Consider the following 10,798-nt stretch of genomic DNA (forward strand, 5'->3'; position numbering starts at 1 on the left):
ACCCATCCCTATCCCCTGCGGCGACTTGGCGTTGTCACCTAAGGCAAGAGCCCAGTGCGGTAGTCCCGCACGCTGGGATCTGTGGAGGGGGTTATGAGCAATCATCAATCCCTACTCCGACTCTCCATCCTCACTCGTTTCTCCAACAGACCCTTTCCAGACACAGGTGCGCCTGGCCACAGGAAGGACGCCGAGGTGCGCTTCGAATTCCGGTCCATGCACGTCCTGGCTCAACCGGAGCTACCTGCCGACGGTGTTGACCGCGTCCAAGCCGAACACCGGCTGTCCCGGTCTGCGGCCGAAGAGGATGGCCGCGGTGGTGTTGGCGTCAAAGCGCCCTCCGTTGAAGCCCTGGCTGGCCAGATCCTTGGCTTCGAAGAACAGGAGCAGATCGAGATCGCCATCGCCGTCTACGTCCTCGACGGTGCTCCTAATCGGGATCGCGCCGGCCGGGAAGATGCCGGGGGCGAAATCCGCCAGGTCCATCATGCGGAGCGCGCCGGCCTCGAGCAGCGTCGCGTCGAAGGCAGCGAATTGAGCGTCGGCTTCCTCGGGGCGAATCGTCAGCACCGCAACCGGCACCAAGCCCTGCTTCTTCAAATTGATCGAGTTCGGATCGCTGCCGGGCTTGATGTCCACCTTGACGCGGAAAGGCTGCGGCTGCACGGGCGGACACGGCGTCGCGTAGAAGCCTCGATCCGCTCCGCTCAGCTTCTCTGCCCGGTAATGCCCGTTGGTCGTGACTTGCAGGATGTACGACCGATCCTCGTCGCTCGTGAAGTTGATCACGATGGGCTGCGTCGGGCTGATGGGGGCGAGTGTCTGCGGGACGGGCCCCGGTGTCAGGTCCGCGTTCAGGACCGCATAGGTGATGTTCGTTGCTTGGTTCGGAACACCGGGAACAGGGACGCCGTTCGCATCGACCTCTGCGTCAACCTCGATCCTCACGCTGACGTCCTCACCCTGCTGGGCATGGAAGGCCCAGTTGGCCTTGGGTCCCTCGAGATAGTGGAGTGGCCCGGCCCACCCGAGCTCGACCGACCGTTCCACCGCCCCCACCTTGTAGTGCTGGGCGCCGAGAGAAATCGGCAGCGACGTGAACGTGAGGTTGTAGATCACGCCGCCGATCAGCGTCACGAGCATCCCTTCAGTCGTCTCCCCCTGAAGCGTCGGGTACGGGATGCTGACGCTGCCGACCACGTTGCCGGCGGCATCGGTGACCGTCGCTTGCAGGTCGCCGCTTTCGCCGGCGCTGACCGCGACGGCCGAGATCAGCAGCGTGACTGCCTGCGGCCCGGCCCCGCGAGCCATAACGTACCAGTTGTGAACGAGTGGCAGGTTCTGCGGTCCGGGGAAGATGCCGAGGAGGCAAGTCCGGTACTCCGCGCCTGGATGAATCAGGGGAACAGGCCTACTGAAGATTACGCCCGACGATGCTTCGGCCGCCGCCGGCGAGGAGGCGAGCAGCAAGGCGCTCAGGGAGAGTGCGCGGGACAACCTCAAACGCAGCGTGCCCATAAAGCCTCCCTCAGGTCGAAGCGTGGCCCTGCCTCCTCAGGCGCTGCCCGCGAGCGCCGCTCACTTGAACGCGGGCATCACCTGATGGGTCAGGAGGTGCAGGCTCCGCTTCACCTGTTCGGCGGGAATGAGCCCGCCGGGGTTCAGTTCGGCCACAATACCATTCAGGCCCAGCTCGTCTTGCAATTGGGTCAGGCGATCGATCAGCCGGTCTACCGTGCCGAACGCAACTCTGGCGTGCAGGATCTGCGCGTACGATAGGTTGGCCAGGCGCTCGGCCCGGGCCTGGTGTCGCTCGGCGGATCCGGTGCCGGCGCGCCTCGACGCCGCCCGGGTGATCTCGGCCTGACGACTGAAATAGTAGGTGATGCTCTCGCCGGGCTCCTCCACGGCCTCCCTCTCCGTCGGCGCAGCGTAGACAGGGATGCGCAGACATATATTGGGCTCGCTGGAGTGACCCGCTTCGCGCCAGGCCTCGCGGTACGCTTGGAGATGTCCCCGCAGCTCGGGGATGTCCATGCCGCGCAGCCCGACGAAGATAGGCAGTCCCATCTGGCCGACCCGGGGAAAGGTCTCCTCGGTGGTGGCGGCCATCCGGATAGGCGGATGGGGGAGCTGATAGGGACGGGGTGCGACGGTAGCGTTCTCAAACCGATAGTACTCGCCCTGGTAGCTGAACGGCTCCCCTGTCCAGGCCTTCAGGATGATCTCGAGCGCTTCGTGAAAGCGCGCCTGGCTTTCTGCGTAGGGAATCCCGTACACGTCATAGACACGCGGGAATCCGCTGCGACCGATCCCGAAATCGAAGCGACCCTTGCTGATATGATCCACGGTCGCCGCCTCTTCGGCGATGCGCAACGGGTTGTTCAAGGGAAGGACCTGAACAGCCATCCCCACCCGCAGGCGTCTGGTACGCGTGGCAATGGAACTGGCCACGACGATCGGGGCGGAGAGCACCGAACGGGCCGGATTGAAGTGCATCTCCCCCAGCCACACGCCGTCCAGTCCCCAGGCCTCAGCCGCGTCCACCAGCTCGAAGCCTTCGTGGAACGCCGCGACCTGACTGCTCCCGCGACGCGTTTCAAACTCCATGAAGATCCCGAAGTCCATTGCTATTGGCCCTTGAGCCGGATGTCCTCGTACGCCGGGTAGGGGAACAAGTGGATCGAGTCCAGCGCGGGCTCGGCCAGCCGCGGCCCGACTCCCCTCAGGGTGCGGTAGTCCATGATCGGCGCGAACATCACGCGGTCGATCGTGAGCTGCTGGATGCGGTGGAGCAAGGCTTCGCGCTTGCCGGGATCCCGCTCGCGGGCCTGCTGCTGGAACAGGTCGTCGATGTCGGGATACCCCCCGTAGGCGTAGCTTCCCTTGGAGTACATGAACGCCTCGACACGGCTCGCCGCGTTGCCCGAGTTCCCCGCGGCGACGAGGAACAGCCCACGCAGCTTCTTCTCCCGCCAGGCGGCGTAGAAGGCCGCGCGCTCGACCGTGCGCATCCTCACCCGGATCCCGACCGCGTTCAGGTAGTTCACCGCAGCCTCCGCCACCGCGAAGAACGGCGGGATCGGCACGAACTCCCCGGCGTCCAACCCCTGTGGATAGCCGGCCTCGGCCAGCAGCTGCTTGGCCTTCTGCGGGTCGTAGGGGTGCGGGGCGGCCTGCAGGGCGAAGTCCATGACGCGGGGCACGATGACCCCGGCCGGCGGGCAGTAGCCCAGGCAGGCGGCCTCGCTGATCGCCTTGCGGTCCAGCGCGTAATTGACCGCGAGCCTCATGCGCTTGTCGTGCCACGGGGACTTGGGGTCCCACTGGTCGGCGAACTCGATCCAGTACATGGACGCATGCTTCGAGGGGGCGAGCATGAGGCGCGGGTCCCGTCGCACGCTCTCCGCGTACTCGCCATCCAGGGCAGCGGCGATGTCGGCCTCCCCGTTCTTCAGCATCGCCACTCGCGTGGCGGTTTCGGGGACGCTCTTCATGACCAGCCGCTTGACGTGGGGCACCTTCCGCCAGTACCCCGTGTAGGCTTCCAGCACCACCTCGACGCCGGGCTTGTGGCTCACGAACCTGTAGGGGCCGGCGCCGATCGGATGTTTCTTGAAGCCGTCGTCCCCGACCTGGGTCAGGTATTTCTTGGGGACGACGATCCCGGAGGCCGTGGCCGTGGTCCCGTAGAACGTCATGAAGTCCGGCCAGGGCTCCTTCAGGTGGAAGCGCACCGTCAGGGGATCGACGATCTCCACCTGGCGGACGCGCTCCTGCAACAGCTTGGCCCCCGACCCCTTGTAGCGCTCGAAGCTGAACTTCACGTCCTCGGCGGTGACGGGGTCGCCGTTATGGAACTTGAGCCCACGGCGCAGCTTGAAGTCGTACACCCGGCCATCCGCGCTCTCCGTCCATGACTCGGCCAGGCTGTTGCCCACCTTCTGCCCCGGGAGCGGGCGGACCGGGGCATCGTGAAGGGCATAGAGCATCCCGAAGGGGGTGATCTGCGGCGGGGCGGTGGACGGGTCGAACCAGGCCGGGGCGATGGTGACATGCCACGCATAGACCACCTCGCCCACCGGGGTCGGCTGGCCGGCCACCCCCTGGGCCACTCCCAGGATCAGCGCGGCTGCCGTGAGCAGCAACGAGACGATGCGACGATGTGATGGCACAGTCCGGGATTCCCGATACGCACCCATTTTCTCCTCCAATCCAACACCCGACGGGTTACTTCGGGTCGTAGACCTCGTTCACGTTGACGCCCTCGTGCGGCCCGCCCCCGCCGGCCACGTTGGAGCCGCTCACCGCGTAGATCTTGCCGCCAATTTCGGCGACCGCCAGACCGTGTCGGGGCGTGGGCATCGGCGGCAAGCGCTCCCAGCTGTTGGTCTTCGGGTCGTAGGCTTCATGCGTGCGATAGGTTCCCACCAGGTCGTTCAGGTAGGCCTCGCCGCCGAGCACGTGCAGTCGTCCGTTGAGCACCCCGACACCGACCCCGCTGCGCGCCGTCGGCACGCCGAGCACGGAGGACCAGGTGTCCTTCGCCACGTCGTAGACTTCGTGGGTGTTGACGTTGGTGGACAGACCGATGATGAAGGTCGAGCCGACGCGTCCGCCCACGACGTAGATCTTGCCGTCGATCAGGGCCGCTCCATGGTGGTTGCGCGCGGTCAGCATCGGCCGAGCTGAGGACCAGGTGTTGGTCGTGGTGTCGTAGACCTCGTTCGTCGCGACGTTTTCGACCGGTACCGTCGGCCGCAGCTCGGGGGTCGAGTAGCTGGGATTCTTCGCGCCGCCGATGGCGTAGATCTTGGTCCCGACCGCGGTGGCCGTCAGCGCTCCGCGCGGGGTGGGCAGAGGGGCGCCTTTCGACCAGGTGTTGGTGGTGAGATCGAAAATCCAGATCGAGTTCGTGGGGACCCAGGCGGGGAGCCCCCCGCCGGCAGGACGCGCGATGAGGAAGCCGCCGATCGAGTAGAGCTTGGTGCCCACCGCGGCGAAGCCCACGTGGTGGATCCCTTCGGGGATCGACGGCAGCTTCGTCCACTGGTCGGAAGCGGGATCGTAGCTCCACAGCATCTGCTTGGGCTCCCAGCCCGGGAAGGCTCCGAGGCCGCCCAGAACGTACAGCTTGCCGCCGGCGGCCGTCCCATAGACCTCCTCTTCTCCCTGCGGGATCGGCTTCAACTTGCTCCAACGGCCCTGCTGTGCCAGCGCCTGTCCTGCAACCAGGAGCGTAGCCAGCACCAAGACGAGACCCATCAGCACCCGACCGCGCATAGCAGTCCTCCTTCTGAGCCTACGAACTACAGAGGCCCTCTCAGCCCTCCCGCCCGGGACGCCTCCCGGACGGCCGGGACTCGAGCGGCGCCCGGCCAGCCCCCCTCGCGCACGGTGGCGCCAAGATACGGAAGCTTGCGGCTACTTCACGGCCAGGCGCGGGTCAAGATTCAGAGCCCGGTCGAGTTTGAGGACCAGAAATTCGTTCGAGTCGCGGACCCCCGGACGCCGGGCTCCCGCGAGGGGGTAGTTGTTGTCGTTCACCACGACGATGCTCGTAGGGTCGAGCGGGGCCACCCCCTCGATGGTCCAGTAGGGAAAGGCAAACTTCGGCCCGAAGCCCGCCAGGTTGTTCGGGTCGCGGATGTTCAGGAGGTCCGCCACCTCCTCCTTTGCCACGTAGCCCTCCGCGTCCTTCCGGCCCAGGTCGATCAAGAAGATTTTCTTGTACTGGGCCTTGGGCCCATGGCCCTCGTCCCCCTCGATGACCAGGAACTCGTTCTCGCTGACCGAGGCCATGTCACGGACCGCATGCCCGGGGGTGGTCATTCGGTACGCCCACGAGCGGCCGGTGAAACGCTCGGTTGCCAGATCGAATTCCAGGATGAGGAGCCGGTCTGCGGGATCGCCGGCGAGCGGACCTTCCAGCATCGCGTAGAGCCGGGTCCCGTCCGGGCTGAGGGTCATGTTCTCAAAGCCCTTGCTGCGGCCTAAGTTCGCCGGGTTAGGTGCTCCGGGCGGCGGCGGGACCAGGAAGGGGTTGTCGGGGGATCGGACGAAGTCCTTCGCCGGGTCCTTGCCGGGGCGCGGATCAGGCACCCGAATGGGTGGCGCCAGGAGTCGTCCCGTCGCGTCGAAGTGGAGGAGAAATGGTCCGAACTCCTCACCCACCCACAGGGTCCCGTCTCGTCCTGCGACCAGCGACTCAGGATCGAAATCGGCCCCGGTCAGGAGCCGGTCCGCCGTATTCTCGTTCACGATCAGGAAGTTGACTTTGCGGTCTGGATCCCGGAGCTGCACGAACGTGTAATCCACGGCGATGGCCCCCGTGCCGCCCTGGGCCGTGCGAGGGTCGGGGCGGATCGTGTAGATCCGCAGGAGGTAGTCGGGGCTATTCTTCCTGGTCCCGAAGCCGTTGTCCGACAGGACGAGGAACGCGCCCCCACCCAGGGGACGGATCGCAGAGAAGCCCTGGACCGGCTGGGCCGGAAAGCGCGGCATGCCACGCTCCCCGGTCCTGCCAAAGGCCCCTGAGGGAGGACCGGCAGCGAATGTGTCCGCGTGCAGGACGGCGTAGCCGATCAGCTCTGCGCCTTCGGCCCCAGGACCGGGGAGCGCGAGGAGGCTGACCACGACCAGGGTGCTCAGCGTTCGCCGTATTGATCGGCTCGGCGGGCGGTCTCCGGCGCGAGGGCGCAACCAGGGGAGGGGAAGGGTGGGCATTGTTGCTGATCCGAACCGGCGCGCAGAGCCATTGTGCTTCATCGTGTGCCCCTCCTCAGCGCCTGCGAGCAGGGAAGGCAGGAAAGGCGGGGGCGGCGTCTGAGCCGACGACCACGACGATCCGTCAGCGGCGGGCCAGCCCCAGCCTGCCCGCCGGGGCCGCCCCCGGCCTACACCCTCGCCCTGAGCGCCTCCAGCACCCGCTCGGGGAGGAACGGGACGCTGCGCACCCGGGCACGGGTCGCGTCGTAGACGGCGTTGCTGAGCGCGGGGGCGACGACGGTCACCCCTGGCTCCCCGATGCCGGTGGGAGGCTCGGTGCTCTCCACCACGTGCACCTCGACCTCGGGAATCTCGTTGATCCGCAGGATCTGGTAGTCGTGGAAGTTACTCTGGTCGAAGGCTCCGTTGGTCACCGTGCCTCGCTCTTTGAGCGCGGCGCTGAGACCGAAGATGAGCCCTCCCTCCACCTGGGCGCGCACGCCGTCAGGGTTGACCACGATGCCCACGTCCACCGCGCAGATGATCTTCTCCACGCGGACCTGGCCCGATTGGGGGTCCACGCGGGCCTGCACGACGGCCGCGGTGTAGGTCGGCTTCTCGCGCTCCTGGGCCGTGGCGCACGCGATGCCACGCCCGACGTTGGGCGGCAAGGGCGCCCCCCAGCCCGCGCGCCGCGCGGCCAGCTCGAGCACCCGGGCCAGCCGCGGCTGCTTTGCCAGCATGGCCAGCCGGTACTGGAGGGGATCGGCCTTGGCCAGGCGCGCCAGCTCGTCGAGAAACGTCTCCAGCGCGAAGAAGGTGTATCCGGGCGCGACCGCGCGCCAGTAGCCGACGGAGATCCCGGTCTCGCCCTGGATCGCCCGAACCAGCTGGTTCGGCATGTCGTAGACATGGTCGGCGCCGTTGAGGGCGAACGGGTCGAGGCCGCGCTTGTCGAGGAGGCCCCACCGCGCGCGCGGGGATAGGCCGTGACGACCGCGTGCTCCCAGGCCATTACCCGGCTGCTGGCATCGAGCCCGGCCTTCAACGTCTGGAACGAGATGCTCCGGTAGTAGCCGCGCCGGAGGTCCTCCTCGCGGGAGCGGATCAGCTTGATTGGCCGCCCCGCTTCCTTGGCGATGATGCCGGCTTCGATGACGATGTCCCCCTCGAGCCGCCGTCCGAAGCCCCCGCCCAGGTACTGCTGGTGGATCCGGATCTTGGAGGGATCCAGGCCCAGCCGCTTACCGACCAATCCGGCGACGCGCGTCTGAAGCTGCGTGCCGGTGAAGATCTCGAGCACGCCTCCCTCGAAGCGGGCGACGCAGTTCATCGGCTCCATCTGGGCGTGGACGATAAAGTCGGTCGTGTACGTCGCCGAGTGGACCCGCGCTGACTGGGCCATCCCCGCCCTGACGTCGCCGACGTTCACCCACGGCACGCCGGCCTCCGACCGGACCTTCCGCTCGTAATCTTGCAGGATGGACGCGGTGCTGACGCGGGCGTGCGGGCCCGGATCCCACGTGATCTTGAGCGCGTCCCGTGCCTTGACCGCCGCCTCGTAGCTGTCGGCCAGCACCGCCACGAGATCGCTGGCGACGACCGTCTGGACGTAGCCCTTGACCTGCTTCGCGGCACTGTCCTCAACGGCCAGGTGCCGGCCGCCCTCGCGCGTCGGCGGGTAGGCGACCTTCGCGTACACCATGCCCGGCAGGAACACGTCGATCCCGAACTTCGCCTGCCCGGTAGTCTTCTCCGGGATGTCGAGCCGCGGGACCCACTTGCCGATGACCTTGTACTCGCTCGGCTTCTTGAGCGGGATCCGCTTCAGGTCCTCCGGGGTGAGCGTCTTGGTGATGGGCAGCTTGGCCACGATCTCCCCGTACGCGATCGAGCGCTGGGTCGGTGGGTGGCGGACGACCCCGCGCTCGGCAACGCAGTCCTCGGGCGGGACGTTCCAGCGGCGCGCCGCGGCGTCGAGCAGCATGATCCGGGCCGCCGCCCCCGCCCGCGAGAGCGCGTCGAAGGTGCCGCTCACGCTCCGGCTCCCACCGGTGCCCATGAAGCCGTACTTCGGGTCGTTGATCGGATAGTCGATCCGGATGTCCTGCCAGTCCGCCTCCAGCTCTTCCGCCACGATCTGGGCCATGGCCGTGCCGATGCCCTGCCCCATCTCGGCCTTGGTGATGTGGACGGTGATGATCCCGTCCGGCGTGATGGTGAGGAGCGCGTTGGGCTCGAACTTGTCAGCGGCGCTGGCCGGCTCCCGATCCCAGGGAATCGCGAACCACAGCGCCAGCCCCGCGCCGGCGCCCCCGGTCGTCTTGAGAAAGTCCCGACGGCTGAGTCCGGTCGAAGTCGCGTCCATGGCTACACCCCCTGCGCCGCGCGCCTGATGGCTCGCTTGATCCGGAGATACGTCCCGCACCGGCAGAGGTTGCCGGACATGGCGGCGACGATCTCGTCGTCGCTCGGCTTCGGGTTCTTCGCCAGCAGCGCCGCGGCCTGCATGATCTGCCCCGACTGGCAGTAGCCGCACTGCGGCGCCTGCTCGGCGATCCACGCGAGCTGGGCCGGGTGCTTGCCTTCGGGGTGGAGGCCCTCGATCGTGGTGATCCTCTTGCCCTGGGCCTGGGCGACGGTCGTGGCGCAGGAGCGGACGGCGGCGCCGTCGAGATGGACCGTGCAGGCCCCGCACTGCGCGATGCCGCACCCGTACTTGGTGCCCGTCAGGCGGAGCCGCTCGCGGATGACCCAGAGGAGCGGCGTGTCAGGGTCGACGTCGACGGTGTAGGACTTGCCGTTGATCAGCAGCGTGGCCATAGTCCTTCCCCCCTCGGGCGAGATGGCGGGAGTATATGATCGCGCCCCACCACTGTCAAGGCGCTGTCCTGGCTCATAAAACTCCTCCGTGTGGGTTCGCTGCGCCCGCTCCACCGCCCCGGGAGAGAAGAGCAGGGCGCAGCGACAGCGGGGCCAATGCCCCAAACGCGATAGAGGGATCGGCGAGCGGCGGGGCCGCTTCTACCTGCTTGACCAGGAGAGGCTGGCTGGCCTCCGGGCCTGCTACAGTCCCCCTTCGCAGACCGACGAGGAGGCGTGGGGACAGGAGCACAGAGCACAGTGAACTTCTCGACCGTCACCGGTCGGCTCATGACGACGCGGCCCCCTGAAAAGAGGTTTTGGCGCCGAGGACCTCCTTCTGCTTGACAATGTGGCCTCATGAAGCTACATTACGCTCGGTATGAGGAAAGTGGGTCTGCGCGATCTCAAGAACCGCCTGAGCGCCTATATCCGGCTGGTCCGGCGCGGGCACATTGTCCTTGTGACAGACCGCGGTCAGGTTGTGGCAGAGCTCCGCCCTCCGGTCGTCGCTGCATCGGATCTGAGTGACCACTCCGGCCTTGCCGGCCTTGCCAAAAAAGGCTTGCTCACGCTCGGCGCCCCGAATGAGGCCGGGCTCTATCCCGCGATGCCGAGTCGCCTGCCCGCCGGCAGGGTCCAACGCCTTCTCGAAGAAGAAAGAGCAGAGCGCTGACGGTATACGCGGAGTCCAGCGCCGTACTTGCTTGGTTGTTCGGTGAGCCATCCGGCGAGGAAGTTCGGAAGGCGCTCGCGGCGGCCGACGTTGTTGTGGCTTCGGATCTGACGCTCGTCGAGTGTGATCGGGTACTGATCAGAGCGCACACATCCCGGGAGCTCTCCGAGGCCCAGAGTGCCGACCTCCGCGCTCGTTTGAATGCGGCTGCCGCGCATTGGAACATCTTGCACATCGATGCGAGTGTGGTCGACCGGGCACGGCGCCCCTTCCCCGTCGAACCGATCCGCACCCTCGACGCGCTTCACCTCGCCAGCGCTCTGGTCGCGCGCGCTGCCATCGCGGGACTAACCGTGTTGACTCTCGACACGCGCATCCGTGGGGCGGCACGACAACTCGGGTTGACCACGCTCCCCGCGTAGGACAATCGGAGGGGGACACCCACGCCTTCGGCGCACCCGGGCCTTCGGCCCGGGTACCCGCCCGGCCCCCCCCGAGGCCTCCCTCAGGAATGGTGGTTCGAGGCGAGGGGCTGCCGACGAGCCGCAGGCG

At 67.2% G+C, this 10,798-nt stretch carries 10 protein-coding genes; 2 read left to right on the plus strand and 8 right to left on the minus strand.

Features of this window, described 5'->3' with window-relative positions; genetic code table 11:
* Positions 1 to 240: 240 nt before the first annotated feature.
* The 8 genes from HY726_04415 to HY726_04450 all read right to left on the minus strand — a co-directional run bounded on the left by HY726_04415 (position 241) and on the right by HY726_04450 (position 9,531).
* Positions 241 to 1,518: a hypothetical protein gene (locus tag HY726_04415; protein ID MBI4608233.1), complete on the minus strand. Its 1,278-nt coding sequence runs from the start codon at positions 1,516 to 1,518 to the stop codon at positions 241 to 243.
* 60 nt (positions 1,519 to 1,578) lie between these two features.
* Complete coding sequence (locus HY726_04420; GenBank protein ID MBI4608234.1) at positions 1,579 to 2,628, minus strand: LLM class flavin-dependent oxidoreductase; 1,050 nt, start codon at positions 2,626 to 2,628, stop codon at positions 1,579 to 1,581.
* A 2-nt stretch (positions 2,629 to 2,630) separates the two neighbouring features.
* The gene (locus HY726_04425) at positions 2,631 to 4,202 is read right to left on the minus strand and encodes an ABC transporter substrate-binding protein (protein MBI4608235.1); all 1,572 of its coding nucleotides are present in this window, start codon (positions 4,200 to 4,202) and stop codon (positions 2,631 to 2,633) included.
* Between the two features lie 28 nt (positions 4,203 to 4,230).
* Positions 4,231 to 5,283 carry a hypothetical protein gene (locus HY726_04430; protein ID MBI4608236.1) on the minus strand — a complete coding sequence of 351 codons (1,053 nt, stop codon included), beginning with the start codon at positions 5,281 to 5,283 and terminating at the stop codon, positions 4,231 to 4,233.
* A 141-nt stretch (positions 5,284 to 5,424) separates the two neighbouring features.
* On the minus strand, positions 5,425 to 6,726 hold the full coding sequence (locus tag HY726_04435) for an esterase-like activity of phytase family protein (protein MBI4608237.1): 1,302 nt from the start codon (positions 6,724 to 6,726) through the stop codon (positions 5,425 to 5,427).
* Between the two features lie 170 nt (positions 6,727 to 6,896).
* Positions 6,897 to 7,142, minus strand: a complete 246-nt coding sequence (locus HY726_04440) for a xanthine dehydrogenase family protein molybdopterin-binding subunit (GenBank protein ID MBI4608238.1) — start codon at positions 7,140 to 7,142, stop codon at positions 6,897 to 6,899.
* Positions 7,139 to 9,076 carry a molybdopterin-dependent oxidoreductase gene (locus HY726_04445; protein ID MBI4608239.1) on the minus strand — a complete coding sequence of 646 codons (1,938 nt, stop codon included), beginning with the start codon at positions 9,074 to 9,076 and terminating at the stop codon, positions 7,139 to 7,141. The genes HY726_04440 and HY726_04445 overlap by 4 nt, the downstream gene beginning before the upstream one ends.
* A 2-nt stretch (positions 9,077 to 9,078) precedes the next feature.
* Positions 9,079 to 9,531, minus strand: a complete 453-nt coding sequence (locus HY726_04450; GenBank protein MBI4608240.1) for a (2Fe-2S)-binding protein — start codon at positions 9,529 to 9,531, stop codon at positions 9,079 to 9,081.
* 421 nt (positions 9,532 to 9,952) lie between these two features.
* On the opposite strand from HY726_04450, the gene HY726_04455 reads away from it, so the two are divergent.
* Together HY726_04455 and HY726_04460 are read left to right on the plus strand one after the other, a co-directional pair.
* The gene (locus tag HY726_04455; protein ID MBI4608241.1) at positions 9,953 to 10,246 is read left to right on the plus strand and encodes a type II toxin-antitoxin system prevent-host-death family antitoxin; all 294 of its coding nucleotides are present in this window, start codon (positions 9,953 to 9,955) and stop codon (positions 10,244 to 10,246) included.
* Between the two features lie 35 nt (positions 10,247 to 10,281).
* Positions 10,282 to 10,668, plus strand: coding sequence for a type II toxin-antitoxin system VapC family toxin (locus tag HY726_04460; protein MBI4608242.1), 387 nt, complete (start codon positions 10,282 to 10,284; stop codon positions 10,666 to 10,668).
* The last annotated feature ends 130 nt before the right edge of the window (positions 10,669 to 10,798 follow it).

This window comes from Candidatus Rokuibacteriota bacterium (assembly GCA_016209385.1).
Taxonomy (GTDB): Bacteria; Methylomirabilota; Methylomirabilia; order Rokubacteriales; family CSP1-6; genus JACQWB01.

Coding starts and splice junctions, on each gene's coding strand:
- HY726_04415 (MBI4608233.1), bottom strand. CDS start 1,518: ATGGGCACGCTGCGTTTGAGGTTGTCCCGCGCACTCTCCCTGAGCGCC.
- HY726_04435 (MBI4608237.1), bottom strand. CDS start 6,726: ATGCCCACCCTTCCCCTCCCCTGGTTGCGCCCTCGCGCCGGAGACCGC.
- HY726_04450 (MBI4608240.1), bottom strand. CDS start 9,531: ATGGCCACGCTGCTGATCAACGGCAAGTCCTACACCGTCGACGTCGAC.
- HY726_04425 (MBI4608235.1), bottom strand. CDS start 4,202: ATGGGTGCGTATCGGGAATCCCGGACTGTGCCATCACATCGTCGCATC.
- HY726_04420 (MBI4608234.1), bottom strand. CDS start 2,628: ATGGACTTCGGGATCTTCATGGAGTTTGAAACGCGTCGCGGGAGCAGT.
- HY726_04430 (MBI4608236.1), bottom strand. CDS start 5,283: ATGCGCGGTCGGGTGCTGATGGGTCTCGTCTTGGTGCTGGCTACGCTC.
- HY726_04455 (MBI4608241.1), top strand. CDS start 9,953: ATGAGGAAAGTGGGTCTGCGCGATCTCAAGAACCGCCTGAGCGCCTAT.
- HY726_04445 (MBI4608239.1), bottom strand. CDS start 9,076: ATGGACGCGACTTCGACCGGACTCAGCCGTCGGGACTTTCTCAAGACG.